The organism is Pseudomonas sp. p106, assembly GCF_003936645.1.
GTDB lineage: Bacteria > Pseudomonadota > Gammaproteobacteria > Pseudomonadales > Pseudomonadaceae > Aquipseudomonas > Aquipseudomonas putida_E.
Genome location: NZ_RHQR01000012.1, coordinates 1 through 25,284, shown reverse-complemented (window position 1 = coordinate 25,284; position 25,284 = coordinate 1). Strand labels below are relative to the sequence as shown.

Annotated in this window: 26 protein-coding genes; 15 read left to right on the top strand and 11 right to left on the bottom strand. The window is 62.6% G+C overall.

Annotated elements, in window-relative coordinates; genetic code table 11:
* Positions 1-20: 20 nt before the first annotated feature.
* Together EGJ09_RS15775 and EGJ09_RS15770 are read right to left on the bottom strand one after the other, a co-directional pair.
* Positions 21-1,169: a patatin-like phospholipase family protein gene (locus EGJ09_RS15775; protein ID WP_119688429.1), complete on the bottom strand. Its 1,149-nt coding sequence runs from the start codon at positions 1,167-1,169 to the stop codon at positions 21-23.
* Positions 1,170-1,235: 66 nt separating this feature from the next.
* The gene (locus tag EGJ09_RS15770) at positions 1,236-2,171 is read right to left on the bottom strand and encodes a lipid A biosynthesis lauroyl acyltransferase (protein WP_046787407.1); all 936 of its coding nucleotides are present in this window, start codon (positions 2,169-2,171) and stop codon (positions 1,236-1,238) included.
* Between the two features lie 111 nt (positions 2,172-2,282).
* Here EGJ09_RS15770 and minC point away from each other — a divergent pair, with 111 nt between their 5' ends.
* The 5 genes from minC to EGJ09_RS15745 all read left to right on the top strand — a co-directional run bounded on the left by minC (position 2,283) and on the right by EGJ09_RS15745 (position 6,396).
* Complete coding sequence (gene minC, locus EGJ09_RS15765; RefSeq protein ID WP_046787408.1) at positions 2,283-3,035, top strand: septum site-determining protein MinC; 753 nt, start codon at positions 2,283-2,285, stop codon at positions 3,033-3,035.
* Between the two features lie 100 nt (positions 3,036-3,135).
* Positions 3,136-3,948 carry a septum site-determining protein MinD gene (minD, locus tag EGJ09_RS15760; RefSeq protein WP_115272953.1) on the top strand — a complete coding sequence of 271 codons (813 nt, stop codon included), beginning with the start codon at positions 3,136-3,138 and terminating at the stop codon, positions 3,946-3,948.
* Positions 3,949-3,951: 3 nt separating this feature from the next.
* The gene (gene minE, locus EGJ09_RS15755) at positions 3,952-4,206 is read left to right on the top strand and encodes a cell division topological specificity factor MinE (RefSeq protein WP_012313197.1); all 255 of its coding nucleotides are present in this window, start codon (positions 3,952-3,954) and stop codon (positions 4,204-4,206) included.
* A 141-nt stretch (positions 4,207-4,347) separates the two neighbouring features.
* A complete protein-coding gene (locus tag EGJ09_RS15750; RefSeq protein WP_012313196.1) occupies positions 4,348-4,983 on the top strand; it encodes an RluA family pseudouridine synthase in 636 nt (211 codons plus the stop codon).
* Between the two features lie 123 nt (positions 4,984-5,106).
* A complete protein-coding gene (locus EGJ09_RS15745) occupies positions 5,107-6,396 on the top strand; it encodes a M18 family aminopeptidase (RefSeq protein ID WP_039603106.1) in 1,290 nt (429 codons plus the stop codon).
* A gap of 44 nt (positions 6,397-6,440) precedes the next feature.
* On the opposite strand, the gene EGJ09_RS15740 is transcribed toward EGJ09_RS15745, so the two are convergent.
* Together EGJ09_RS15740 and EGJ09_RS15735 are read right to left on the bottom strand one after the other, a co-directional pair.
* Positions 6,441-7,178, bottom strand: a complete 738-nt coding sequence (locus EGJ09_RS15740; protein ID WP_125924316.1) for a hypothetical protein — start codon at positions 7,176-7,178, stop codon at positions 6,441-6,443.
* A gap of 52 nt (positions 7,179-7,230) precedes the next feature.
* Positions 7,231-7,662: a hypothetical protein gene (locus tag EGJ09_RS15735; RefSeq protein ID WP_125924315.1), complete on the bottom strand. Its 432-nt coding sequence runs from the start codon at positions 7,660-7,662 to the stop codon at positions 7,231-7,233.
* 213 nt (positions 7,663-7,875) lie between these two features.
* On the opposite strand from EGJ09_RS15735, the gene EGJ09_RS26585 reads away from it, so the two are divergent.
* Complete coding sequence (locus tag EGJ09_RS26585) at positions 7,876-8,043, top strand: hypothetical protein (protein ID WP_012313193.1); 168 nt, start codon at positions 7,876-7,878, stop codon at positions 8,041-8,043.
* A gap of 44 nt (positions 8,044-8,087) precedes the next feature.
* The gene (locus EGJ09_RS15730) at positions 8,088-10,244 is read left to right on the top strand and encodes a mechanosensitive ion channel family protein (RefSeq protein WP_125924314.1); all 2,157 of its coding nucleotides are present in this window, start codon (positions 8,088-8,090) and stop codon (positions 10,242-10,244) included.
* A gap of 15 nt (positions 10,245-10,259) precedes the next feature.
* Here the strand turns inward: EGJ09_RS15730 and EGJ09_RS15725 are convergent, their stop codons facing one another.
* Positions 10,260-10,973, bottom strand: a complete 714-nt coding sequence (locus tag EGJ09_RS15725; protein ID WP_046787411.1) for a UTRA domain-containing protein — start codon at positions 10,971-10,973, stop codon at positions 10,260-10,262.
* A gap of 341 nt (positions 10,974-11,314) precedes the next feature.
* Between EGJ09_RS15725 and EGJ09_RS15720 the strand changes: the two genes are divergently transcribed.
* The 6 genes from EGJ09_RS15720 (at position 11,315) to EGJ09_RS15695 (ending at position 16,585) form a co-directional block, all read left to right on the top strand.
* Complete coding sequence (locus EGJ09_RS15720; protein ID WP_046787412.1) at positions 11,315-12,379, top strand: ABC transporter substrate-binding protein; 1,065 nt, start codon at positions 11,315-11,317, stop codon at positions 12,377-12,379.
* 109 nt (positions 12,380-12,488) lie between these two features.
* The gene (locus EGJ09_RS15715) at positions 12,489-13,295 is read left to right on the top strand and encodes an alkaline phosphatase family protein (RefSeq protein ID WP_046787413.1); all 807 of its coding nucleotides are present in this window, start codon (positions 12,489-12,491) and stop codon (positions 13,293-13,295) included.
* Positions 13,292-14,131: an ABC transporter permease subunit gene (locus EGJ09_RS15710; protein ID WP_039602573.1), complete on the top strand. Its 840-nt coding sequence runs from the start codon at positions 13,292-13,294 to the stop codon at positions 14,129-14,131. The genes EGJ09_RS15715 and EGJ09_RS15710 overlap by 4 nt, the downstream gene beginning before the upstream one ends.
* Complete coding sequence (locus EGJ09_RS15705) at positions 14,121-14,927, top strand: ABC transporter permease (RefSeq protein WP_046787414.1); 807 nt, start codon at positions 14,121-14,123, stop codon at positions 14,925-14,927. Before EGJ09_RS15710 ends, EGJ09_RS15705 begins: the two co-directional genes overlap by 11 nt.
* 1 nt (position 14,928) lies before the next feature.
* Positions 14,929-15,918: an ABC transporter ATP-binding protein gene (locus EGJ09_RS15700; protein ID WP_125924313.1), complete on the top strand. Its 990-nt coding sequence runs from the start codon at positions 14,929-14,931 to the stop codon at positions 15,916-15,918.
* Between the two features lie 13 nt (positions 15,919-15,931).
* Positions 15,932-16,585, top strand: a complete 654-nt coding sequence (locus tag EGJ09_RS15695; protein ID WP_125924312.1) for an HAD family phosphatase — start codon at positions 15,932-15,934, stop codon at positions 16,583-16,585.
* Between the two features lie 97 nt (positions 16,586-16,682).
* Here EGJ09_RS15695 and EGJ09_RS15690 read toward each other — a convergent pair whose 3' ends face one another.
* On the bottom strand, positions 16,683-17,645 hold the full coding sequence (locus EGJ09_RS15690; protein WP_125924311.1) for an NAD(P)H-quinone oxidoreductase: 963 nt from the start codon (positions 17,643-17,645) through the stop codon (positions 16,683-16,685).
* 142 nt (positions 17,646-17,787) lie between these two features.
* Between EGJ09_RS15690 and EGJ09_RS15685 the strand changes: the two genes are divergently transcribed.
* Positions 17,788-19,869, top strand: coding sequence for a carboxy terminal-processing peptidase (locus EGJ09_RS15685; RefSeq protein WP_012313183.1), 2,082 nt, complete (start codon positions 17,788-17,790; stop codon positions 19,867-19,869).
* 111 nt (positions 19,870-19,980) lie between these two features.
* Here EGJ09_RS15685 and EGJ09_RS15680 read toward each other — a convergent pair whose 3' ends face one another.
* From EGJ09_RS15680 to EGJ09_RS15665, 4 genes are all read right to left on the bottom strand, one after another.
* Positions 19,981-20,349 (bottom strand): hypothetical protein, encoded by a 369-nt coding sequence (locus EGJ09_RS15680; RefSeq protein ID WP_012313182.1) that lies wholly within the window; start codon positions 20,347-20,349, stop codon positions 19,981-19,983.
* The gene (locus EGJ09_RS15675; RefSeq protein WP_046787417.1) at positions 20,346-20,684 is read right to left on the bottom strand and encodes a helix-turn-helix transcriptional regulator; all 339 of its coding nucleotides are present in this window, start codon (positions 20,682-20,684) and stop codon (positions 20,346-20,348) included. Before EGJ09_RS15675 ends, EGJ09_RS15680 begins: the two co-directional genes overlap by 4 nt.
* Before the next feature lie 100 nt (positions 20,685-20,784).
* Complete coding sequence (locus EGJ09_RS15670) at positions 20,785-21,225, bottom strand: YkvA family protein (RefSeq protein ID WP_012313180.1); 441 nt, start codon at positions 21,223-21,225, stop codon at positions 20,785-20,787.
* 279 nt (positions 21,226-21,504) lie between these two features.
* Positions 21,505-22,269 carry an FKBP-type peptidyl-prolyl cis-trans isomerase gene (locus tag EGJ09_RS15665; protein ID WP_125924310.1) on the bottom strand — a complete coding sequence of 255 codons (765 nt, stop codon included), beginning with the start codon at positions 22,267-22,269 and terminating at the stop codon, positions 21,505-21,507.
* Between the two features lie 361 nt (positions 22,270-22,630).
* Between EGJ09_RS15665 and EGJ09_RS15660 the strand changes: the two genes are divergently transcribed.
* Positions 22,631-23,953, top strand: coding sequence for a hypothetical protein (locus EGJ09_RS15660; protein WP_125924309.1), 1,323 nt, complete (start codon positions 22,631-22,633; stop codon positions 23,951-23,953).
* A gap of 63 nt (positions 23,954-24,016) precedes the next feature.
* Here the strand turns inward: EGJ09_RS15660 and pcaQ are convergent, their stop codons facing one another.
* Positions 24,017-24,949, bottom strand: a complete 933-nt coding sequence (pcaQ, locus tag EGJ09_RS15655; protein ID WP_046787419.1) for a pca operon transcription factor PcaQ — start codon at positions 24,947-24,949, stop codon at positions 24,017-24,019.
* Positions 24,950-25,284 lie beyond the last annotated feature (335 nt).

Sequence of the window (25,284 nt, the reverse complement as noted above, 5' to 3'; positions counted from 1 at the left end):
TACGCGCCGCGTAGGTTCGATTACACCCCCAGAAACTGCTCCAGCTCCCGCCGCTTGGCCAGCGCATCCCGCCGCCCCAGCTCGATCAGCTCGCTGCAATAGCTGGCTTCGAACAGCAAGTAGCTCAACACCCCCGCCCCGCTGGTCCGCGTCGCCCCCGGCCCGCGCAGGAACAAGCGCAGCGCTGCCGGCAGCTCGCGCCGATGCCGTGCGGCAATTTCGTCCAGCGGCTGGCTGGGCGCCACCACCAGCACCTCGATCGGCGCCAGGCCCAGGCGTCGCGCATCCAGGTGGGCCGGCAGCAGGCGGCTGAGGTGGTTCAAACGCTGCAACAGCTCGATATCGCCTTCCAGGCTGTCGATGAACGTGCTGTTGAGCATGTGCCCGGCGATCTGCGCCAGGCTTGGCTGATGGCCACTGAACACGCGCTGGGTCGGCAGCGGCGGCGCTGGCCGCTGCGGGTTGCCGCTGACGCCGACCACCAGCACGCGGCTGGCACCCAGGTGCAGGGCCGGGCTGATCGGCGCCGACTGGCGAACCGCGCCGTCGCCGTAGTACTCATCGCCGAGCCGCACCGGGGCGAACAGCAGCGGGATGGCCGAGCTGGCCAGCAGGTGGTCAACGGTCAAGGGCGTGGGCACACCGAGCCGGCGGTGGCGCAGCCAGGCGTCGATGGTGCCGCGGCCTTGGTAGAAGGTCACCGCCTGGCCAGACTCGTAGCCGAATGCGGTTACCGCCACCGCGCGCAGCTGCTCGCTGGCCAGGGCATGGGTAATGCCATCGAGGTCGATGTGCGACTGCAACAGGCCACGCAGCGGGCTGCTGTCGAGCAGGGCAACCGGTGCCTGGCCACCCAGCCCCAGCAGGTTGTGGCCGACAAAGCGGCTGGCCTGGCGGATTACACCGGGCCAGTCGCTGCGCAACACCAGGTGGCTGCCCAGGTTCTGCCAGAAGGCGGTGAGCCTTTGCACTGCCTCGCTGAAGCGCATTGCGCCACTGGCCAGGGTCACAGCATTGATGGCGCCGGCCGAGGTACCGACGATCACCGGGAAGGGGTTGGCTGCGCCGGCAGGCAGCAGCTCGGCGATGCCGGCCAGAACGCCGACCTGGTAGGCGGCGCGGGCGCCGCCGCCAGAGAGGATCAGGCCGGTAGTCGGGGGTGGGACCATGTCTTGCTCCCTGGAACTTTTACCGCCAGTGCTGGCCTCATCGCCGGCAGGCCGGCGCCCACATGATCAGCGCTTTTTCTTGTCATACAGCCGCGGCGCACCTTCAGGCCGCGACTTGAAGCGCCGGTGCGCCCACAGGTACTGCTCCGGGCACTCGCGCAACACGCCTTCGATCCACTGGTTGATGCGCAGGCAATCGGCCTCTTCGCTTTCACCGGGGAAGCCTTCCAGCGGCGGGTGGATCACCAGGCGATAGCCACTGCCATCCTCCAGGCGCTTCTGGGTGAAGGGAATGACCTGCGCCTTGCCCAGGCGGGCGAACTTGGTGGTGGCGGTAACCGTCGCCGCCTGGATGCCGAACAACGGCACGAACAGGCTCTGCTTGGCGCCGTAGTCCTGGTCGGGTGCATACCAGATGGCGCGGCCGGCACGCAGCAGCTTGAGCATGCCGCGCACGTCTTCACGCTCCACCGCAAGCGAATCGAGGTTGTGGCGCTCACGGCCGCTGCGCTGGATGAAGTCGAACAGCGGGTTGCCATGCTCGCGGTACATGCCGTCGATGGTGTGCACCTGGCCCAGCAACGCGGCGCCGATCTCCAGGGTGGTGAAATGCACGGCCATGAGGATCGCGCCCTGCCCGGCCTGTTGCGCGGCTTGCAGGTGCTCGAGGCCCTCGATGTGCGCCAGGCGCGCCAGCCTGGCCTTGGGCCACCACCAGCTCATGGCCATTTCGAAGAAGGCGATGCCGGTGGAGGCGAAATTCGCCTTCAACAAACGGCGCCGTTCGTCGACGGACATCTGGGGGAAACACAGTTCCAGGTTGCGTGCAGCGATGCGTCGGCGCTCACCGGCCACCCGGTACATCAGCGCGCCCAGGGCAGCGCCAAGCCACAACAGGGCGCGGTAGGGCAACTGCACCACCAGCCACAGCAGGCCCAGGCCCAGCCACAGGCCCCAGAACCTGGGGTGAAGGAAATAGGGACGAAAACGCGGGCGTTCCATTGAAGCTTCCGGTAAGTCAAAGGCCGAGCATTCTACATCGGATCGGCGCCGGTTGCGGCCAACCGGTCTTATCGTTATAAGTCAGGGCACTTTTTCCGCAACAAGCCGTCTATGCAGACCATGAGCCCAAACCACACACCCGACACCGCCTCCGTGTTCCAGCTCAAGGGCAGCATGCTCGCCATCACTGTGCTGGAGCTGGGGCGCAACGACCTTGAAGCCCTCGACCGCCAGCTGGCGGCGAAAGTGGCCCAAGCCCCCAATTTTTTCAGCAACACACCGTTGGTGCTGGCGCTGGACAAGCTGCCGGCCGACGAAGGGGCGATCGACCTGCCCGGGCTGATGCGCATCTGCCGTCACCACGGCCTGCGAACCCTGGCGATCCGTGCAAACCGCATCGAGGACATCGCTGCCGCGATCGCCATCGACCTGCCGGTATTGCCGCCCTCCGGCGCCCGTGAGCGGCCGCTGGAGCCGGAGCCGGAAGTGAAAAAGCCCGAGCCGGCGCCGGCGCCCGCTGCAGAGCCGGAAATCCGCCCGACCCGGATCATCACTTCGCCTGTACGTGGCGGCCAGCAGATCTATGCTCAGGGTGGCGACCTGGTGGTCACAGGCTCTGTGAGCCCGGGTGCGGAACTTCTGGCCGATGGCAACATCCATGTGTACGGCGCCATGCGCGGCCGCGCCCTGGCCGGCATCAAAGGCAACACCAAGGCCCGTATCTTCTGCCAGCAGATGACCGCCGAAATGGTCTCCATCGCTGGCCAGTACAAGGTCTGCGAGGACCTGCGCCGCGACCCGCTGTGGGGCGGCGGCGTGCAAGTCAGCCTGTCCGGTGACGTGTTGAACATCACCCGTCTTTAACGGATACTTGCCGTCATTTTTAGAGCAACTTTTTTACCTGTTGCCGTTTTTTTGCATTTTGCTGGGACGCCTGTCCCGACTTATTTAGGGGTGAAACACCTTGGCCAAGATTCTCGTCGTTACTTCCGGCAAGGGGGGTGTGGGCAAGACCACCACCAGCGCCGCCATCGGCACCGGCCTCGCACTGCGCGGCCACAAGACGGTCATCGTCGACTTCGACGTGGGCCTGCGTAACCTCGACCTGATCATGGGCTGCGAGCGCCGCGTGGTTTACGACTTCGTCAACGTGGTCAATGGTGAAGCCAACCTGCAGCAGGCCCTGATCAAGGACAAGCGCCTTGAGAACCTGTACGTACTTGCCGCCAGCCAGACCCGCGACAAGGACGCACTGACCCAGGAAGGCGTCGAAAAGGTACTGATGGACCTCAAAGCACAGTTCGAGTACGTCATCTGCGACTCGCCGGCGGGTATCGAGAAAGGCGCGCACCTGGCCATGTACTTCGCCGACGAAGCCATCGTCGTGACCAACCCTGAAGTGTCTTCGGTACGTGACTCCGACCGTATGCTGGGCATCCTGTCGAGCAAGTCGCGCCGCTCTGAAAACGGCGAAGAGCCGATCAAGGAGCACCTGCTGATCACCCGTTACCACCCCGAGCGTGTCGTCAAGGGCGAAATGCTGAGCGTGGCCGACGTGGAAGAGATCCTGTCGATCAAGCTCAAGGGTGTGATCCCGGAGTCGCAGGCGGTACTCAAGGCGTCCAACCAAGGTATCCCGGTCATTCTCGATGATCAGAGCGATGCTGGCCAGGCCTACAGCGACGCGGTCGACCGCCTGCTGGGCAAAGAGAAGCCGATGCGCTTCATCGATGTACAGAAGAAGGGATTCTTCGAGCGCATTTTCGGGAGCAAATAAACCATGAACCTTTTTGACTTCTTTCGTGGCAGACAGAAACAGACCAGTGCGTCGGTGGCGAAAGAGCGTCTACAGATCATCGTGGCGCATGAGCGCGGCCAGCGCAGCGAACCGGACTACCTGCCGGCCCTGCAAAAAGAGCTGCTCGAGGTGATCCGCAAGTATGTGAACATCGGCAGCGATGATGTGCACATCGAACTGGAAAACCAGGGCAGTTGCTCGATTCTGGAGCTGAACATCACCTTGCCCGATCGCTGATACAGCGAACGGGCTTGATCATTGGGGCTGCTTTGCAGCCCGTTCGCGACACAAGGCCGCTCCTACAGAGAGCGGCCTTGTGTCGCGAACGGGCCGCAACGCGGCCCCAATGGTTTTCCCCGATTTGACCGAGAACCCGCAATGCCGCTGTCGAACGTCCAGATCCTTCATGAAGACGCCGCCATCCTGGTGGTCAACAAGCCGACCCTGCTGCTGTCGGTGCCAGGCCGCGCCGATGACAACAAGGACTGCCTGATCACCCGCCTGCAGGAAAACGGCTACCCGGATGCGCTGATCGTCCACCGCCTGGACTGGGAAACCTCCGGCATCATCCTGCTGGCCCGCGATGCCGACAGCCACCGCGAGCTGTCGCGCCAGTTCCACGACCGCGAGACCGAGAAGGCCTACACCGCACTGTGCTGGGGCCAACCGGCGCTGGACAGCGGCAGCATCGATTTGCCCCTGCGCTACGACCCGCCCACCAAGCCCCGCCATGTGGTGGACCATGAGCAAGGCAAACACGCCCTGACCTTCTGGCGCATCCTCGAGCGTTGCGGCGACCACTGCCGGGTGGAGCTGACGCCGATCACCGGCCGTTCGCACCAGTTGCGCGTGCACATGCTGTCGATCGGGCACCCGCTGCTCGGTGACCGTTTGTATGCCAACCCCGAGGCGCTGGCGGCACATGAGCGGTTGTGCCTGCATGCGGCCATGTTGAGCTTCACCCACCCGGTTTCCGGTGAGCGGCTGAAGTTCGAGTGCCCTGCACCTTTTTAAGCTGCAAGCTTCAAGCGACAAGCTGCAAGAAAAGCCAGAACAGATCGCGTTGCAGCTTGCTCCGCGGCCTGCTCTTGCTTGAAGCTTGCAGCTTGCGGCTTGAAGCTCGAATTGGAGTGAGTTATGCGCGAAGCACTGAACACCGGCCTGATCGATTTTCTCAAGGCCTCCCCTACGCCCTTCCACGCCACCGCCAGCCTGGCCCTGCGCCTCGAAGCGGCCGGCTACCAGCGCCTGGACGAGCGTGACAGTTGGGCCACGGTGCCTGGCGGCCGCTATTACGTCACCCGCAACGATTCTTCGATCATCGCCATCAACCTGGGCAAGCAAGCGCCGCTGCTGGGTGGCATTCGCATGGTCGGTGCGCACACCGACAGCCCGTGCCTGCGGGTCAAGCCGCAGCCGGAGCTGCAGCGCCAAGGGTTCCTGCAGTTGGGTGTGGAAGTGTACGGCGGCGCCCTGCTGGCGCCGTGGTTCGACCGTGACCTGTCGCTGGCCGGCCGCGTGACCTTCCGGCGTGATGGCAAGGTCGAAAGCCAGCTGATCGACTTCAAGCTGCCGATCGCCATCATTCCCAACCTGGCGATCCACCTCAACCGCACTGCCAACGAAGGCTGGCAGATCAACCCGCAGAACGAACTGCCACCAATCCTGGCCCAGGTGGCCGGCGACGAGCGCATCGACTTCCGCGCCCTGCTCACCGAGCAGCTTGCCCGTGAACACCAGCTCAACGCCGACGTGGTGCTGGACTACGAGCTGAGCTTCTACGATACCCAGGACGCCGCACTGATCGGCCTGAACGGTGACTTCATCGCCGGGGCGCGCCTGGACAACCTGCTGTCGTGCTACGCCGGCCTGCAGGCGCTGCTGGCCGCTGACAGTGACGAAACCTGCGTGCTGGTGTGCAACGACCACGAAGAAGTCGGCAGCTGCTCGGCCTGCGGCGCCGACGGCCCGATGCTCGAGCAGACCCTGCAGCGCCTGCTGCCGGACGGCGACACTTACGTGCGCACCATCCAGCGTTCGCTCATGGTCTCGGCCGACAATGCCCACGGCGTGCACCCCAACTACGCCGACAAGCATGACGGCAACCACGGGCCCAAGCTCAATGCAGGGCCGGTGATCAAGGTCAACAACAACCAGCGCTACGCTACCAACAGTGAAACCGCGGGCTTCTTCCGCCACCTGTGCATGGCCGAAGAAGTGCCGGTGCAGAGCTTCGTGGTGCGCAGCGACATGGGTTGCGGCTCGACCATCGGTCCGATCACCGCTAGCCACCTGGGCGTGCGCACGGTCGATATCGGCCTGCCGACCTTTGCCATGCACTCGATACGTGAACTGTGCGGCAGCCAGGATCTGGCGCACCTGGTGAAGGTGTTGACCGCGTTCTACCGCAGCCGCGAACTGCCCTGACCGCCGGCAGTGCCCGCCCCTTCAGTGGGGGCGGGCGTTGCCGACTAAGGCGCGGGGTTCAGCAGCGCTTCGAGGTCGAGGCGGCCTTCAGGGGCCCAGTTCATGTATTGCCAGAGGGAGAAGCCTTCGGGGAGGCTGCCAGATTCGCTTTGCGCACGAGCTAAAAGACCGGCTACCCGTTCACGTTCATCGGCTGGAAAATTGAGGCGTTCGACGTCGGTCAAGTTATCCAGATACTCAAGATATCCCTTGAACACGGGTCTTAGGTCGCCTGTGTTATAGGCATGGTCGCTGAGACGTGTGAAGAAAATATTGTCCAATTCTGTTTTTGCTCTAGCTGCCGCATAACGTTCCACTTCGGTATAACTGTTTTCATCCTGCTCGATTGCCACTAGATGAGCGCGGTCCAACCCCCAAAACGGGTTTTCCTCAAACTGAGTCTCCACCCCTGAGAGCTTTTCGATACCTACCAGATAATCCAGGGCTTGCCGGTGGCGTTCAGCCTGTTCAGGCGTGTAATTTTCTGGAGGCGGTTCATTCTTGAATTTTTCTTCTCCCCGTGTTCGATAGCTATAACTGATTCGATCCCCGAGCGACGGTGTTCCATAGATCCGTGCATGAAGTGCTCGAACCTCGTCCTTGTTTCTGGCGTCGTTAAGGGCCTCATCAGACAAACTCACCTTGCACCCTGGTTGTGCAGTACCCTCCTCCGACTTTGTGGGCGGTAGCAGAACGTTTTCCTGGCGTACGACAGGCGTGGCATTAACGCTGAAAATTTTCATGGGCGTTCCTCGGTGCTCATCGAGGGGCACCTTCACTGGCGCCCCGCGAGGTTCATTGAATAGTGAACCTCACCGCGTAGTGATAAGGCATTTGCGTTCCTATCCTTTCCATCTTCACCGTACAAGTTGCGCGCGATGACCCGATCGAAACAGCATCCTTTTTCCAGGTGGGTATATAGCGTGGTGGTGGCGCAGTATGCGATACGGAGAAACGACACTTTTTACTACCGGATGCGTACACAAAGCGCATGCCCGAAATTGAATCAGCAAAGCTTGTAACTAAAAACACTCTGTTCTGGCGGGCATTCACTTCACCCATGACCGGCTGTGACGTACCTGACATGTGCTCATAGGTGTAACTGGCTGCGGCACTTGTTTTATTATCGACAATCACCGTTGCCAAGTTATTCTCGGCATGGGCAGTAATGCTCAACCCTGCCACCGCCAACAACGATAAACTGTTGCGTACTGATTTTGCACTCATCGTCGAACCTTCTAAAAATCCCCACACACCGTGGTGAATCTTATATCGGCCAAGGGATGCATTCCTGTGTAGGAAACTGGTCTGATAGATGCGTAGGAAATATGAACCTTTAACCCCACCGATTAAACATTATGTGATACAAGTCATTCCGCTTCGCCAGCTAGCCACTATGCTTAAAGCATCCCCCCCGCACGTGCAGAAGGATCGCCCGTCATGTCCCCTTTCCTGTCCCTGTTCGTCCCCGTGTTCGGTTTCCTGATGCTGCTGACCATCGGCTTCAGCCTGCGTGAGCGCGACGTCGGTGTGCTGATGATGTGGATCGGCACCTTGGGCATCTTCGGCCTCACCTGCTGGAAGATCCTGGAGAAACTCCCCACATAAACCTCTACACTCGGCCAATCGTTTGACCTGAGGTAGATTTCCCGGTGCCAGCCCTCCTGCGTTGCCTTGCCCTGCTGCTGTTTCTGTTCATCTCCCCGGTACAGGCCGCCGGCCTGCCTGGCCTGCTTGGCTCCAGTGCGCCGGCCCAGCCAGAAGCCACCGAGCCCTTGGGCAAATCGCTGGACGAGGTGATCAAGAACCTGGAGAACGACCAGCAACGCGCCAAGCTGCTGGCCGACCTGAAGAAGCTGCGCGATGCCACCAAGCAGTCGCAACCCACCGTCGAGCAGGGCGTGCTGGGCCTGATCGGCGGTGCGCTGCATGATTTCGAGAAGCAGTTCAGCGGCGACGCCAGCCCGTTCCAGCGGTGGGCGCTGGAAATCGACCAGGCCCAGGCGGAGCTGGCTGAACTGGTGGTGCCCGTGCACCAGTGGCCGGCGATCCTGTTCGGCTTTGCCGCGATCATCGCCGTGTGGAGCCTGCTGGCCTATGCATTCAACTGGATCGGCCACCGGGTGCGTGTGCGCTTCGGCCTGACCGAGGAGTTGCCACAGCACCCGCGCACCTGGGACCTGGTGCGCTTCGCCCTGCGCAAGCTGGGGCCGTGGCTGGTGGCGCTGGTGTTCACGGTGTACCTGAGCTTTGCCCTGCCCTCCTCGCTCGGCAAGTCCATGGCCATGGTGCTGGCCTATGCGCTGGTGGTAGGCACCTGCTTTTCGGCCATCTGCGTGATCGCCTTCTCGCTGCTCGACGGCCCGCACCGCCACCGCGCGCTGCACATCCTGCGCCACCAGGCATTTCGGCCGCTGTGGCTGATCGGCAGCTTCGCCGCCTTTGGCGAAGCGATGAGCGACCCGCGCCTGACCGTCGCCCTTGGTACACACCTGGCGCACGCCCTGGCCACCCTGGCCAATGTGATCGCCGCGCTGTGCACCGGCCTGTTCATACTGCGTTTCCGCCGCCCGATCGCCCACCTGATCCGCAACCAGCCCCTGTCGCGGCGCCTGACCCGGCGCACCCTGAGCGACACCATCGAAATCCTTGGCAGCTTCTGGTACATACCGGCGATGATCCTGGTGGCGATCTCGCTGTTCGCCACCTTCGTGTCGGCCGGCGACACCAGCACCGCGCTGCGCCAGTCACTGATGTGCACGGTGCTGGTGGTGGTGTGCATGGTGCTCAATGGCCTGGTGCGCCGCCACGCCGCCAACCCCAAGCGCGCCAACAAGCGGCAAGCGGTATACACAGAGCGCCTGCGCAACTTCGGTTATGTGCTGGTGCACCTGTTCATCTGGCTGGTGTTCATCGAGCTGGGGCTGCGCGTTTGGGGCCAGTCGATGATCAGCTTCGCCGAAGGTGAGGGCCATGAAGTCAGCCTGCGCCTGCTGGGCCTGGCCGGCACGCTGATTGTCGCCTGGCTGGTGTGGATCCTGGCCGACACGGCCGTGCACCACGCCCTGGTGCGTTCACGCCGGGGCCTGGCCAACGCCCGCGCGCAAACCATGATGCCGCTGATCCGCAACGTGATGTTCGTGGTGATTTTCATCATTGCGCTGATCGTCGCCCTGGCCAACATGGGCATGAACGTCACGCCGCTGCTGGCCGGTGCCGGGGTGATCGGCCTGGCCATCGGTTTTGGCGCGCAGTCGCTGGTGGCCGACCTGATCACGGGCCTGTTCATCATCATCGAAGACTCCCTGGCCATCGACGACTATGTCGATGTGGGTGGCCACCTGGGCACCGTTGAAGGCCTGACCATCCGCACCGTGCGCCTGCGCGACATCGATGGCATCGTGCACACCATCCCGTTCAGCGAGATCAAGAGCATCAAGAACTACTCGCGCGAGTTCGGCTATGCGATCTTCCGTGTGGCCATCCCGCACAGTATGAACATCGACCAGGCCATCACGCTGATCCGCGAAGTGGGGCAGAAACTGCGCAACGATCCACTGATGCGCCGCAATATCTGGTCACCCCTTGAGCTGCAAGGGGTGGAAAGTTTCGAGTCTGGTTCGGCGATTCTGCGGGCACGCTTCAAGACCGCACCCATCAAGCAATGGGAAGTGTCGCGGGCGTTCAACCTGGCCTTGAAGCGCCAGCTGGATGCTGCCGGGCTGGACCTGGCGATGCCACGCTTGTCGGTACAGGTGGTGACGGCGGGTGGCGGCGCGATGGCAGAGGCCGGCGGGACCACCGATTAGGGTCGCCAGCAGCCGCTATCCGGCCTGGGCGCGGATGCGGATCGCATCATGGCGCCAATACTCAAGGTCACAGTCGATCAGGTGCCCATGCTGGTCACTGTTGACCCGGGTGATATGCAGCCCCGGGCTGCCGGTGGATACCTTCAAGGCTGCGGCCGCAGCCACGGGTAACGCCGTGGGCAGGATTTCAAAGCACACCTGCCCGTAGCGGATGCCGTAGACCCGCCCATAAATCTCGGTCAGCGACTGCGCCAGGTCATGTTCGAGGATGTCGGGGAAGTAACGCGGGTTGAGGTAATGCTCGGCATACAGCACCGCCCGCCCATCGATACGCCGCAACCGGCAGATGCGTATCACGCTGGACAGCGCCGGCAGGTGCAGACGCGCGCAAATGGCCGCCGATGCCGGCTGCAACCGGGCCGAAAGCAGTTCGGTACTGGCCACCCGCCCCTGGTCCCGCACCATCGCGTGAAAGTGGCTACGCTCGATCAGGTCGTAGGTCAGCCGCTCGGGGGCGACGAACCAGCCGCGCCGCTCTTCGCGGTAGATCAGCCCTTGGGCTTCCAGCTGCACCAGCGCCTCGCGCAGGGTGATACGCGTGGTATCGAACACCTCGCTGAGTTTGCGCTCGGCCGGCAGCTTGCCGCCCGGCGCCAGCAGGCCGTGCTCGATCTGCTCCTGCAAGGCATGGCAGATGGCTGTTACCGCACGCGGTGGCGTCGACTGCATCAAGGGTTACCTATCTGGACTAGTCCAGCCCCAGAACAGGGCACTTGGAGAATAGTGCAAGCCTAGGCAGGGCTGATGAACATGCTGTGACAAAGCAGCTGTACACGCTTCATCAGAGCACTGCCAGATTCGGGCCAAGCCTTATGAATCGGGGCTTGCGATCTGGTCTACGCTGTATTCGCAGGAGGCGGCAGCACCTGGTTCAACCCTTCCCTTACATCAAATTGTCACGCAACCGGCCTACCTTGGCGCAAGGTTTGCTGACCTAGACCAAAGGTTAGCCAAGCAAGGCTTCACTCATAACAACGATCGCGCAAGGCACCCACCCAAAGGAGCTTCGGATGAAAAAGTTGTTCATGGCGTCACTGCTCGGCTCGGCCATGGCCCTGTGTACCTCGGCCATGGCCGCCGGCACCGACCTCAAGGCCCTGGAAGACGCTGCCCGCAAGGAGGGCACGATCAACAGCGTGGGCATGCCCGATGCCTGGGCCAACTGGAAAGGCACCTGGGAAGACCTGGCCAGCAAGTACGGCCTCAAGCACACCGACACCGACATGAGCTCGGCCCAGGAAATCGCCAAGTTCGATGCCGAGAAGGACAACGCCAGCGCCGATATCGGTGACGTCGGTGCCGCCTTCGGCCCGATTGCCGTGGCCAAGGGCGTGAGCCAGCCGTACAAACCGAGCACCTGGGACCAGGTACCGGGCTGGGCCAAGGACAAGGATGGTCACTGGGCGCTGGCCTATACCGGCACCATCGCCTTCATCATCAACAAGGACCTGGTGAAGGAAGAAGAACGCCCTAAAACCTGGCACGACCTGGAAAAAGGCAAGTACAAGGTCGCCATCGGCGATGTCAGTACTGCCGCCCAGGCCGCCAACGGCGTGCTGGCCGCAGCCATCGCCTACAAGGGCGATGAGAGCAACGTCGCCCCGGGCCTTCAGCTGTTCACCAAGCTGGCCCAGCAGAAGCGCCTGTCGCTGGCCAACCCGACCATACAGACCCTGGAGAAAGGCGAGGTCGAAGTGGGCGTGGTGTGGGACTTCAACGGCCTGAGCTACCGCGACCAGATCGACCCGAAACGCTTCGAAGTGCTGATCCCCTCGGACGGGTCGGTCATCTCCGGCTACACCACCATCATCAACAAGTACGCCAAAAACCCCAATGCAGCCAAGCTTGCGCGTGAGTACATCTTCAGCGATGCCGGGCAGATCAACCTGGCCAAGGGGCATGCCCGGCCGATCCGCGCCGAGCACCTGAAACTGCCCGCGGACGTGCAGGCCAAGCTGCTGCCTAACGAGCAGTACGGCGCTGCGCAGCCGATCAAGAAACCCGAAGTGTGGGAAGCGACCTCGAAAAAGCTGCCGCAGATGTGGCAGGAGCAAGTCATCATCGAGATGGAATGAAGAAGCTTCAAGCTGCAAGCTGCAAGCTACAAGTGCAAGCAGGTGATCGACATGCCGGCTCGTTCTTGCAGCTTGTAGCTTGAAGCTTGCAGCTCCACTGGGAGCCACCATGCAACACAATGTCATCCTGGTCCTGCTCGACGGCCTCAACCACCAGGTGGCCCATCACGCCATGGGCCACCTGCACGCTTACGTCGAAGCCGACCGTGCCGCGCTGTACCGTGTGGAATGCGAGCTGCCGTCGCTGTCCCGGCCGCTGTACGAGTGCATCCTCACCGGCGTGGCGCCAATCGACAGCGGCATCGTGCACAACAACGTCAACCGCCTGTCCAACCAGCGCAGCGTGTTCCACTACGCCCGCGAGGCCAACCTGGGCACTGCTGCGGCGGCTTATCACTGGATGAGCGAGTTGTACAACCGCTCGCCCTTCGACCCGCAGCGCGACCGCCATACCCACGCGCCGAAGCTGCCGATCCAGCATGGCCTGTTCTATTGGGACGACCGCTACCCCGACTCGCACCTGCTGGCCGACGCCGAGTACCTGCGCCGCCGCCATGCGCCGAACTTTTTGCTGGTGCACCCGATGAGCATCGACGACACCGGCCACCGCCACGGCCTGGACAGCAGCCAGTACCGCAACGCTGCGCGCAGCGCCGACATCCTCTTGGCCGACTACCTGCCGCACTGGCTCGAAGAGGGCTACCAGGTACTGGTCACCGCCGACCACGGCATGAACAACGACCGCTCGCACAACGGCCTGCTGGCCGAAGAGCGCGAAGTGCCGCTGTTCGTGTTTGGCGACGCCTTCAGCCTCGACCCGGCCGCCAAGCCGCTGCAAACCGAGCTGTGTGGCACCATCTGCGAGTTGCTGGGCGTTGCCCACGACAAGACCGTCTGCCGGGAGCTGCTCAAGTGAATGCCGGCGCCCGCGGGCGCTACCTGGCCCTGCTCTGCCTGCTGCCGTTCGCTGTGTTCTTCGTCATCTTCCAGATCGCCCCGCTGGCCTGGGTGGCCATCAACAGCGTGCAGTCGGAAGCGGGCTGGGGGCTGGCCAACTTCAGCAAGGTGTTCGCCTCGAAGTTCTACCTGCAGGCACTGCAACGCAGCCTGGAAATCAGCTTCTGGTCGAGCCTGTTCGGCATCATCATCGCCACCCTCGGTGCTTACTCGCTGCGCCAGGTGGATTCGCGCCTGCGCGACTTCGTCAGCGCCTTCGCCAACATGACCAGCAATTTCGCCGGCGTGCCGCTGGCCTTTGCGTTCATCATCCTGCTCGGTTTCAACGGGGCGCTGACCCTGCTGCTCAAGCAGGTTGGCCTGCTGGAAGACTTCAGCATCTACTCCAAAAGCGGCCTGATCCTGGTCTACACCTACTTCCAGATCCCCCTGGGCGTACTGCTGCTCTACCCGGCCTTCGATGCCCTGCGCGAAGACTGGCGCGAATCGGCCGCGTTGCTGGGCGCCAGCCACTGGCAATACTGGCGGCACATCGGCCTGCCAGTGCTGACCCCGGCCCTGCTCGGTACCTTCGTCATTCTGCTGGCCAATGCCCTGGGCGCGTATGCCACGGTGTATGCGCTGACCACCGGCAACTTCAACGTGCTGCCGATCCGCATCGCCGGCCTGGTGGCCGGTGACATCAGCCTGGACCCCAACCTGGCCAGCGCGCTGGCCATGGTGCTGGTGGGCTTGATGACGGTGGTCACGGTCGTCCATCAATGGCTGCTGAAACGGAGCTACCATGCACGCTAACCGCTCAACCAGGCCGAGCGCCGGCAGCCTCTATCACCGCGCCGTGGTGTACCTGCTGTTTCTCATTCTGCTGCTACCACTGGCCGGCACCCTGCTCTACTCGCTGGCCACCAGCTGGTCAGCCAGCCTGCTGCCCAGCGGCCTGACCTTCAAGTGGTACGTGGCGCTGTGGGGCGAGCCGCGCTTTCTGGCGGCCTTCGGCCAGTCGCTGCTGGTGTGCGTGGGCGCGCTGCTGCTGTCGGTGGTGCTGATCCTGCCACTGCTGTTCGTGGTGCACTACCACTTCCCCAGGCTCGACGCACTGATGAACATCCTCATCCTGCTACCGTTCGCGGTACCGCCGGTGGTGTCCTCGGTGGGCCTGCTGCAGCTGTACGGCAGCGGGCCGATGGCCATGGTCGGCACGCCGTGGATCCTGATCGGCTGCTACTTCACCATCGCCCTGCCGTTCATGTACCGGGCGATCACCAACAACTTGCAGGCGATCAACCTGCGCGACCTGATGGACGCCGCCCAACTGCTCGGCGCCAGCACCTGGCAGGCGGCGTTCCTGGTGGTGCTGCCCAACCTGCGCAAAGGCCTGATGGTGGCGCTGCTGCTGTCGTTCTCGTTCCTGTTCGGCGAGTTCGTGTTCGCCAACCTGCTGGTCGGCACGCGCTACGAGACCCTGCAGGTGTACCTGAACAACATGCGCAACAGCAGCGGCCACTTCAACAGCGCGCTGGTGATCTCGTACTTCGCCTTCGTGCTGGTACTGACCTGGGTCGCCAACCGCCTGAACAAGGACAAGACCTGACATGAGCTTCGTCAGCGTACAGAAACTGCACAGACGCTATGGCGGCACCCCGGTGTTCGAAAACATCGACTGCCAGATCGAACGCGGCGAGTTCGTCACCCTGCTCGGCCCTTCCGGCTGCGGCAAGTCCACCCTGCTGCGCTGCATCGCCGGGCTGACCCCGGTGGACGGCGGGCAGATCCTGCTCGACGGCCAGGACATCGTGCCGCTGAGCCCGCAAAAGCGCGGCATCGGCATGGTGTTCCAGAGCTATGCGCTGTTCCCCAACATGACCGTGGAGCAGAATGTCGCCTTTGGCCTGCGCATGCAGAAGGTCAAGGCCAGTGACACTCAAGTACGTGTGCGCGAGGCGCTGGAACTGGTGGAACTGGGCAGTTTTGCCGGGCGTTACCCGCACCAGCTGTCCGGTGGCCAGTGCCAGCGGGTGGCCCTGGCCCGCTCGCTGGTCACCCGGCCACGCCTGCTGCTGCTCGACGAGCCGCTGTCGGCGCTGGATGCGCGTATTCGCAAGCACCTGCGCGAGCAGATCCGCGCCATCCAGCGCGAACTGGGGCTGACCACCATCTTCGTTACCCATGACCAGGAAGAAGCGCTGACGATGTCTGATCGCATCTTCCTGATGAACCAGGGGCGCATCGTGCAGAGCGGCGACGCCGAAACCCTGTACACGGCCCCGGTGGACCTGTTTGCCGCCGGCTTCATCGGCAACTACAACCTGCTCGACCCGGACAGTGCCAGCCGCCTGCTGCAACGCCCGGTGGCCAGCCGCCTGGCGATTCGCCCCGAGTCGATCACCTTGAGCCGCGATGGCGAACTGGACGGCGAAGTGCGCAGCCACAGCCTGCTGGGCAATGTGATCCGCTACCGGGTACGGGTTCGTGACGTGGAGCTGGTGGTGGATGTGCTCAATCGCTCATCGGCCGACCTGCACGCGGACGGCCAGCGGGTATCCTTGTCGATCGACCCCACGGCGCTACGGGAAGTGGCCTAAGGAGATTCAACGCATGGCACTGGCAATTTTCGATCTGGATGAAACCCTGATCCATGGCGACTGCGCGTCGCTGTGGAGCGAGCAAATGGCGCGGCTGGGCTGGGTCGACGGCAAGGAGTTCCTGCGCCGCGACCATGCCCTGATGGAGGCCTACGGCAAAGGCCACCTGCAGATGGAAGAGTACATGGCCTTCAGCCTGGAGCCGATTGCCGGGCGTACGCTGGAAGAGGTCGAGCACCTGGTGGAGCCATGGGTGGAGGATGTCATCGAGCCGATCATTTTCGGTGATGCCTGCCGCTGCATCGCCGAGCATCGCAAGCGTGGCGACCGCATCCTGATCATTTCCGCCTCGGGCACTCACCTGGTCGGGCCGATTGCGGCGCGGTTAGGGGTGGACGAGTACCTAGCGATCGAGCTGGAGGCTGTGAACGGGGTGTATACCGGGAAGACCCATGGGGTGCTGACTTACCGGGAGGGCAAGATCACCCGCTTGCTGGAGTGGCTGGACCAGGAGCAGGAAAACCTGGAGGGGGCGAGTTTCTATTCCGATTCGCGCAACGACCTGCCGTTATTGCTCAAGGTGGATCATCCGCATGTGGTGAACCCGGATGCGGTGTTGCGCGAGCATGCCGAAAAGAATGGCTGGCCGATACTGAGCTGGGCTTGACGGCCATGGGGGGCGCTTTGCGCCCCTTTCGCGACACAAGGCCGCCCTGTAGATGCGGCCTTGTGTCGCGATGGGCTGCAAGGCAGCCCCGGCAATCTCACGCCAGGCTAGCGTCGATCACCATCACCAGCTTGCCCGACACCTGATTGCTCTCAAGCTCGGCATACGCTGCCTGGGCGAATTCGACCGGGTAGGTGTCCACCAGCTGTGGCGACAAGCGCTTTTCGGTGAACAGCGGCCACACCTGCTGCTGCAGCTCACGCAGCAGCTCGGCCTTGAACCCGTCATCACGGTTGCGCAAGGTGGAACCGGTGATTTCCAGGCGCTTGCCCAGCACCTGCGCCAGGTCCAGTTCAACCGTGCGCCCGCCCATCAGGCCGATGATCACCCAGCGCCCATCGCGTGCCAGCAACTTGAGGTTGAGCTGCCCGTAACTGGCACCCACCGGGTCGAGAATCACGTCGAACGGGCCCATGCCCTCCAGCGCTTCCAGGTTTTCGTTGCGCACCACTCCGCCCGTTGCGCCCAGGGCCTGGCAGTACGCCAGGCGGTCCTGCGAGCCAACGCTGACGTACACCGGGTTGCCGAACGCCTTGCACAACTGAATGGCTGCCGAGCCGACACCGCTGGCACCGGCGTGTACCAGTACCTTCTCGCCGGCCTTCACCGCACCGAGCTGGAAAATGTTCAACCACGCGGTGGCGTAGACCTCGGGCAGCGCTGCTGCCTCGTGCAGGCTCAGGTCTTCGGGCACCGGCAGCACATGGCGGGCATCGACCACCACTTCCTCGGCCATGGCCCCGCTGGCCAGCAACGCGCACACTCGGTCGCCTACCCGCCAGTCGGCGCCTGGCCCCACTTCTTCCACTACCCCGGCGCATTCCAGGCCCATGTACGGGCTGGCACCGGGTGGTGGCGGATAAAGGCCCTTCATCTGCAACAGATCGGCCCGGTTCAGGCCCGCCGCAGCCACGCGGATGCGTACCTGGCCGGCATCCAGGGCCGGGCGCTCGGCCTCGACCCACTCCACATGTCCGTCTTCGCCTTGCAATGCCTTCACAGTGCCTCCATAGTTGATTGACATGACTGAGCCTGGGGTATCCACGCCCCTGGCTTTTTGCAGTATTTGTCCGGCTCCATGGAACCGGCAACGGAAAAGACGGCCTACTATGCGTGATCAATTGCCTCCACGTCGAATCAGCATGAAGCATTTCCTCCCAAGCACCGCCCTGGCCCTGATGATCGGCCTGGGCAGCCTCACGCTCGGCGGCAATGCGGCGGCCGCCAACAAATGGGACAGCCTGCAGCCGGACCGTGACGAAATCGTCGCCAGCCTCAACGTGGTTGAGTTGCTCAAACGCCACCATTACAGCAAGCCGCCGCTCGATGACGCCCGTTCGGTGATCATCTACGACAGCTACATCAAGCTGCTCGACCCTGCGCGCAGCTACTTCACTGCGGCCGACATCGCCGAGTTCGACAAGTGGAAGAGGCAGTTCGACGACTTCCTCAAAAGCGGCAACCTCGACCCGGGCTTCACCATCTACAAGCGCTACCTGGACCGCGTCAAGCAACGCCTGGACTTCGCCCTGGCCGAGCTGAACAAGGGCGTCGACAAGATGGACTTCACCGCCAAGGAAACCTTGCTGATCGACCGCAAGGACGCCCCGTGGCTGAAGAACCAGGCCGAGCTGGACGACCTGTGGCGCAAGCGCGTCAAGGACGAGGTGCTGCGCCAGAAGATCGCCGGCAAAGAGCCCAAGCAGATTCAGGAAACCCTGACCAAGCGTTACAAGAACCAGCTGTCGCGCCTGGACCAGACCCGTGCCGAAGACATCTTCCAGGCCTACATCAATACCTTCGCCCAGTCCTACGACCCGCACACCAACTACCTGTCGCCGGACAACGCCGAAAACTTCGACATCAACATGAGCCTGTCGCTCGAAGGCATCGGCGCGGTGCTGCAGAGCGACAATGACCAGGTCAAGATCGTGCGCCTGGTACCTGCCGGCCCTGCGGCCAAGACCAAGCAGGTGGCCCCGGCCGACAAGATCATCGGCGTCGCCCAGGGCAACAAGGAAATGGTCGACGTGGTCGGCTGGCGCCTGGACGAAGTGGTCAAGCTGATCCGTGGCCCGAAAGGCTCGGTTGTGCGCCTGGAAATCATCCCGGCCAGCAATGCCCCGAGCGACCAGACCAGCAAAGTGGTGTCGATCACCCGCGAGGCGGTCAAGCTTGAAGAGCAGGCGGCCAAGAAGTCGGTGCTCAAGCTCAAGCAGGCTGGCCGTGACTACAAGCTGGGCATCATTGAAATCCCGGCCTTCTACCTGGACTTCAAGGCTTACCGAGCCGGGGACCCTGAGTACAAGAGCACCACGCGCGACGTGAAAAAGCTGCTCACCGAACTGCAAAAGGAAAAAGTCGACGGCGTGGTCATCGACCTGCGCAACAACGGCGGCGGTTCCCTGCAAGAAGCCACCGAGCTGACCAGCCTGTTCATCGAGAAAGGCCCCACGGTGCTGGTTCGCAACAGCGATGGCCGGGTTGACGTGCTAGAAGACGAAAACCCTGGCGCCTTCTACAAAGGCCCCTTGGTGCTGCTGGTCAACCGCCTCTCGGCCTCGGCCTCGGAAATCTTCGCCGGCGCCATGCAGGATTACCACCGCGCCTTGATCATCGGCGGCCAGACCTTCGGCAAAGGCACCGTGCAGACCATCCAGCCGCTCAACCATGGCGAGCTGAAACTGACCCTGGCCAAGTTCTACCGGGTGTCCGGGCAGAGCACCCAGCATCAGGGCGTGCTGCCAGACATCGACTACCCGTCGATCATCGACACCAAGGAAATCGGTGAAAGCGCCCTGCCCGAGGCCATGCCGTGGGACACCATCCGCCCGGTGGTCAAGCCGGCGGCCGACCCGTTCAAGCCCTTCCTGGCGCAGCTCAAGGCCCAGCATGAAGCGCGCAGCGACAAGGACGCGGAGTTCACCTATATCCGTGACCGCCTGGCACTGACCCAGAAGCTGATGAACGAGAAGACCGTCAGCCTCAACGAGCAGGACCGCCGTGCCCGCCACGATGAGATCGAGGCCAAACAGCTGGCGCTGGAAAACATCCGCCGCAAGGCCAAGGGTGAAGAGCCGCTGAAGGAACTGAAGAAAGAGGACGAGGACGCCCTGCCGACCGAGGATGAAAACACCAAGCCCGAAGACGACGCTTACCTGTCCGAGACCGGTCGCATCCTGATCGACTACCTGAGTGCCAGCACCAAGGTGGCCAAGCAGTAATCAGTCAGCGCTGATGTGAAACACAAGGGGCCGGGCACGTAAGTGCCCGGCCCCTTGTGTTTTCGGTGTGTGGCGTTGGTGGGAGCTTGGCGGGGCAGCTCTATCGGCCTGTCAGGCAATCTCCGGGTAGGCGTACTCGAATACCCGCACAACTTCCGAAGCATGCCACGACGCAGCCTCCATGCCGTCGACCGGCCCGGAGAAGCGCCCAAGGCGCTCCACACATTCGAAGAAGCCGGTACGCGGCAGGCGGCTGGCGCCCTGGCTGATCACCAGCGAGCTGCGCAGCGGCTGCTCGGCACGGGCATCGAGCACCGCCAGGTATTCAAGCGCTGCAGTCAGCGTCTGCATGGCCGGGCTGGGCAATTGCAAACGCTCGATCAGCGCGCGGTAAGTCAGCAAATGCCGTTGACGGCGGGCCAGGTCAAGCTCATCCAGCAAGCTTTGCCAATGCTGACGGCTGATCCTGACCTGGCTCATGACGGCTCGCTCCAGCCCGCCACACCCAAGTGCCAGGCCAGGGCACGGCGGATCGCCGCATCCGGCTGGCGTTCACCCGACTCGATCATCGCCAGGTAGGCGGGGCTTACCCCCACATTTCGCGCCAATTGTTCTGGCGCAATGCCTTTGGCCTCACGCAGCTGCGCCACTTCGCTGAAGGCGGGCAAACTGGCGCTTGCCGCACTGTGATCGCTGGTTTCGCCAACCGCCTCGGCAGGCGCCTGGCCGGCCGCCTTGAGCAGCGCCTGATACTGCTCCCAGGGAACGACTGCGTACTCGGGCTGACCGTCCCGGCTAATGACCTGAATACCCATTACAACCCCCTTACGTAGGATTACCGCATGTAATCCGTAGGCATAACCCTTATGCCAATTATATTACCAAGCCCGGGGGTCTGTGGGGATCTGCTCGATTTCAGTGCGTTTTACGCTCCAGGCGCAAAGCTTCAGGGGTGTCGGGCAAGCGCTCGACAACGCGCAGGCGCTCGGGTGCCTGGCTGTCGCGCCAGGCCTTGAAACGCGCCAGCTCATCGGAGACGGTCTTCAGCACCCAGCCGAGCACGGCGATATCATCGAGAAAGCCTACGCCCAGCAGCCAGTCGGGGATGGCATCGATGGGGCTGACGAAGTACAGCAGGCCGGCGACGATGGTCACCAGTGCCTTGGGGCTGATCGCCCGGTACTCGCCACGCCACCAGGCAAGGCACAGCGACTGCAACAGCTTGATGTCTTCACGCAACTGGCCCAGGCGTGGCCCTTTGCGGGCCACGGCGAACAGCAAAGCCGGCAAGCGGCCACGGCTAAGCAGGCGCTCGGCCAAGGGCAGGAAGCGGGCGAAATTCCAGGGTGCGCTCATGTAGCCTCCAGCAGGGAGAGGTTATCCACATTTATTGTGGATAACCTTGTGAACAGGGCGAAGTTTCTGACGGCAGGTGCCTGTAAAGCAAGGGCCCCGGTCAGATCGGGCGTTTTTTACACAGTCGTTTCAGAACCGCAAACGATTTGCGTCAGAAGCCTCCTGCTTCTTCACACTGCCCTTTCTCGGACAATCTGCTGGCCACGAGGTTCGGCCCGATGCCTGATGCACAAACGACAACGCCCCGGCGAGCGGGGCGTTGTGCACTACCAGCCAGTATTACTTGGCAGGTGCTTCAGCCGGAGCTTCGGCAGGTGCCTGAGCTTCAGGCGCGTCGCCCTGCAGCTGGGCCGGGTCTTTGATGGCGATCAGTTCCAGGTCGAACACCAGGACCGAGTTGGCCGGGATCAGCGGGCTTGGGCTCTGTGCGCCATAGGCCAGCTCAGCCGGGATGAACAGTTTGTACTTCTCGCCAACGTGCATCAGTTGCAGGCCTTCGACCCAGCCTGGGATGACACCGCTGACCGGCAGGTCGATCGGGCTGCCACGCTCTACCGAGCTGTCGAACACCTTGCCATCGATCAGCTTGCCTTCGTAGTGGACAGTGACCACATCGGTCGGCTTGGGCTGCGGGCCGTCGGCCTTCTTGACCACTTCGTACTGCAGGCCCGAGGCGGTGGTGACCACACCTGGCTTCTTGGCATTTTCTTCGAGGAACTTCTTGCCGGCGGAGGCGGCTTCTTCGCTGGCCTTGGCCAGACGCTCCTCGGCGCGCTTCTGCAGCGAGGTGAAGGCTTCTACCAGCTCTTCGTCCTTGATGCGCTGTTCTTTCTTGCCTACGGCGTCTTCGATGCCGAGGGCGACGGCTTTGGAATCAAGGTCTTCCATGCCTTCCTGAGCCAGGCTCTTGCCCATGTTCAGGCCGATACCGTAGGAGGCTTTCTGTGCCGGAGTTGTCAGCTCGGGGCTGCTGGCCTGTTGATCACAGCCAGCCAGTACCAGGCCTACCAGGGCAACCGCAGCCGCCAAACGATGCTGTTTCATGCTATTTCCTTGTTCATGCGCCATATGGGCAATCAGGGTAAAGCCGCGAGCTTATCAGGCGGCCGTTACCAATGGCTACCGGCATAAGAGCGGGTTTCATGGAGTAAGTTCACTCGACAACGCGCTTGCACACAACCTTACGGGCGTTTGGCCAGTATTGACCATATGCACAGCGGGCGCCCCTGCAAAACTGGCTCTTCCAGCGACCAGCCCCGCCCTGGCATTTCTGCCAGTAGCGCCGGATTCGAGCCTGGCCTCCAATGGCCCTGCAACGCATCCAGCCGCATCTGAGTGAGCCGCGATGGCTGATAACGGCGTGAAGCCTTGATGCCCAGCGGTCACTCATCACCAAGGAAAAGTCATGAACACTTCACGAAAGCCTGCCCGCTCAACCCGCGTGCCCCCAACCTTGGCCCAAGCATCCATGCAGTTGCCACAAGCTCCCATCGATGGTGCTTATGGCATCGATGGGATTGCCTACATCCTTGAAAAAAGCGCCGGGTCTCGTGCCGACAGCACTGCAATCATCAACAGCATGGTCACCGATGGACGCAGTTATGTAATCGGTGAAAGCTTCAACCCGAACACTGAGGACGCCAGGGTCTTCGTGGCTTGCCTGAAACAAGACGGAAAGCTGGATGGCAGCTTCAATGGCGATGGAATTTTCGATTTCAACAAGACTGCAAGCGCAGCCTATGAGGCACCCGAGAGCATCGCAGAAGATGATGCAGGTAATTTACTGATCGTTGTCCCGGTGCAGGGGGAGTCAGCCAGTCACCTTTGGAAACTGAATGCCGAAGGGCAACCGGATCTGACGTTTGGTGAGGGCAAGGGGTACGTTGCTACCCCTGCATTGGTCAAGGAGGAACTGCTGCTGGAGCACCTGGCTTTGGCGAAAGACCATATTTTCGTCACAGGCTTGCGTCGCGGCCCACAGAAATTCGAACCGGTGGTGATCGGGCTGGACCGTGACGGCGCATTGCGCTTGGATTTTGGCGCTGATGGCATCCTCGATGTCAGCAAGCTGATTCCCGATACCCACTCACACATCATCGACGGCATTGCCAGTTTTACACCCCCCTCAGGTTCGCAGCACCTTGTATTGGCCTTGTATCTGATGCAGGGGGAAGACGCGTATGGCGTCACCACAGCCTTGACCACCGACGGGAAAGTGGACAATGCCTTTGGCAACAATGGCCAGCACTGGTCCGCGCCATGGATCATCAATAACGGTTTTTCCGTAGACCCCGTCGCGGAACGAATCACTTTCTACGGGGAACTGTACGACCTCGATGAAGATATCAGCCACCCGACTGTTTACCGAATCGACTATTCGGGCATGCCGGCCAGAGAGTTCAACGGCGGCGAAGCGCTGGTGTTTGACCAACCGGGCGGTTGGTATGCGGGAGTAGAGACAGGCGATGGCCTGGTCGGCTACGGTAGTTTCTACACTTATACGCTTGCCTTTAGCTTGACCTCGGATGGCACGTTTGACACCCGCTTCGTCCCTCCCTTCGGTTATGGCCAGGTCGGCGCTCAAGTGCCAGAGGACGGCTTCTATGCATCTGGATCGACGGTCACGCTCGATCCAGGCAACAAGCGCTTGTTGATCAATGGCCGTGACGAAGAGGCGCGAGGTTCCACTGTTCCTTGTGTGGTCGCGGTGTCCTTGCGAACCGCTTGATAACAGTTGGGACGTACACCACACGAGCGTTTCTGGGCCAGGAACGCTCGGCTACAACGAAGCTTACGGGTACAACCGCTCGCGATATTGCCCCGCCACTTCCCGCAATACATCGCACACCCACTGCCCCGGCAGGCTCAGCGCCAAGGCGGCATTGCGGCAGATGCCCACCGACCCGCCTGGCTCCCGCACCCCCAGATCGAGCTCGGCCAACTCACCGCGGCGCAGGTCAAGCAGCACCGCATCACGCGGCGCCACCCATACGGCATCACTGCCCAGCAGGTAGCGGCGGCTCAAGGCCAGCGAAAGGGTCTCCAGGCGCTGCGCCGGCAGTTGAATGCCGCATTGCACGAACAGGCTGTCGGCGTGCTGGCGAATGGTAGTGCCCGGTGGTGGGAGCACCAGTGGATAACGGCCAACGCGTGATCGGTCTACCTGCATACTGGCCAGCAAGGGGTGCCCGGGGCGCACGACCAGGGCCATCGACTCGCTGTACAGGTGTTCGAACGACAACCCCTGGATCTGTGGGCTGTCGGTCATGCGCCCGACCACCAGTTCCAGTTCGCCCAGGCGCAACTGGCCGAGCAACTGTGCACTGGCGCCGGTCACCACGCTGATCAGCAACGCTTCATGGCGTTGATGCAGGCGGCACAGCACCTCGGGCATCAGCAGGCCTTCGACCGTGGACAGCACGCCGATGCGCACCTGCGACGGCGCCCGCGCTTCACCGCGCAAGCTGCTCACGCCGTCGCGCAGGGCCTGTACGCTGGGCCCGGCGTAATGCATGAAGCGGGTGCCGGCCGGGGTCAGCTCGACGCCCTGGCGGCTGCGCTCGAACAGGCGCGTCTCGAGCAGGTCTTCAAGCTCCTTGAGGGTCTTGGAAATTGCCGGCTGGCTGATCGCCAGAATGTCGGCGGCCCTGGCCAGGCTGCCCTGCCGGGCAATCTCCAGGAAGCACAGCAGGTGGCGGTACTTGATGCGGGTGTCGAGGTTCATGCGCCAAGCTTACCGCATCGCCACCTGTGGCGTATCCGGGTCGCGCGGCTGGCGGCTTGCGGCTTGCGGCTTTCAGATCGGGTGAATATCCATTCGCCATGGAGGCGCTGATTCACCTTTCCGCCCTTACGGCGGGTTACTTTGGTCGTGGCCAAAGTAACCAAAACCGCCTGCTCCCATCATCCGGCCCCTACGCTTCGCTCCGGGGTTCCCTCGCTCCGGCCTTGCTCCCGGGAGGACCGCGCTGACGGCCCATCCATGGGCCGCAGCGCTTGACGGGCATCCATGCCCGTCACCTCCCTTCGCAAGACCTGCGCTCGGCCTCCTGAAGTCGC

Coding starts and splice junctions, on each gene's coding strand:
- EGJ09_RS15775 (WP_119688429.1), bottom strand. CDS start 1,169: ATGGTCCCACCCCCGACTACCGGCCTGATCCTCTCTGGCGGCGGCGCC.
- EGJ09_RS15770 (WP_046787407.1), bottom strand. CDS start 2,171: ATGGAACGCCCGCGTTTTCGTCCCTATTTCCTTCACCCCAGGTTCTGG.
- minC (WP_046787408.1), top strand. CDS start 2,283: ATGCAGACCATGAGCCCAAACCACACACCCGACACCGCCTCCGTGTTC.
- minE (WP_012313197.1), top strand. CDS start 3,952: ATGAACCTTTTTGACTTCTTTCGTGGCAGACAGAAACAGACCAGTGCG.
- EGJ09_RS15750 (WP_012313196.1), top strand. CDS start 4,348: ATGCCGCTGTCGAACGTCCAGATCCTTCATGAAGACGCCGCCATCCTG.
- EGJ09_RS15745 (WP_039603106.1), top strand. CDS start 5,107: ATGCGCGAAGCACTGAACACCGGCCTGATCGATTTTCTCAAGGCCTCC.
- EGJ09_RS15740 (WP_125924316.1), bottom strand. CDS start 7,178: ATGAAAATTTTCAGCGTTAATGCCACGCCTGTCGTACGCCAGGAAAAC.
- EGJ09_RS15735 (WP_125924315.1), bottom strand. CDS start 7,662: ATGAGTGCAAAATCAGTACGCAACAGTTTATCGTTGTTGGCGGTGGCA.
- EGJ09_RS26585 (WP_012313193.1), top strand. CDS start 7,876: ATGTCCCCTTTCCTGTCCCTGTTCGTCCCCGTGTTCGGTTTCCTGATG.
- EGJ09_RS15725 (WP_046787411.1), bottom strand. CDS start 10,973: ATGCAGTCGACGCCACCGCGTGCGGTAACAGCCATCTGCCATGCCTTG.
- EGJ09_RS15720 (WP_046787412.1), top strand. CDS start 11,315: ATGAAAAAGTTGTTCATGGCGTCACTGCTCGGCTCGGCCATGGCCCTG.
- EGJ09_RS15715 (WP_046787413.1), top strand. CDS start 12,489: ATGCAACACAATGTCATCCTGGTCCTGCTCGACGGCCTCAACCACCAG.
- EGJ09_RS15705 (WP_046787414.1), top strand. CDS start 14,121: ATGCACGCTAACCGCTCAACCAGGCCGAGCGCCGGCAGCCTCTATCAC.
- EGJ09_RS15700 (WP_125924313.1), top strand. CDS start 14,929: ATGAGCTTCGTCAGCGTACAGAAACTGCACAGACGCTATGGCGGCACC.
- EGJ09_RS15695 (WP_125924312.1), top strand. CDS start 15,932: ATGGCACTGGCAATTTTCGATCTGGATGAAACCCTGATCCATGGCGAC.
- EGJ09_RS15685 (WP_012313183.1), top strand. CDS start 17,788: ATGAAGCATTTCCTCCCAAGCACCGCCCTGGCCCTGATGATCGGCCTG.
- EGJ09_RS15680 (WP_012313182.1), bottom strand. CDS start 20,349: ATGAGCCAGGTCAGGATCAGCCGTCAGCATTGGCAAAGCTTGCTGGAT.
- EGJ09_RS15675 (WP_046787417.1), bottom strand. CDS start 20,684: ATGGGTATTCAGGTCATTAGCCGGGACGGTCAGCCCGAGTACGCAGTC.
- EGJ09_RS15670 (WP_012313180.1), bottom strand. CDS start 21,225: ATGAGCGCACCCTGGAATTTCGCCCGCTTCCTGCCCTTGGCCGAGCGC.
- EGJ09_RS15665 (WP_125924310.1), bottom strand. CDS start 22,269: ATGAAACAGCATCGTTTGGCGGCTGCGGTTGCCCTGGTAGGCCTGGTA.
- EGJ09_RS15660 (WP_125924309.1), top strand. CDS start 22,631: ATGAACACTTCACGAAAGCCTGCCCGCTCAACCCGCGTGCCCCCAACC.
- pcaQ (WP_046787419.1), bottom strand. CDS start 24,949: ATGAACCTCGACACCCGCATCAAGTACCGCCACCTGCTGTGCTTCCTG.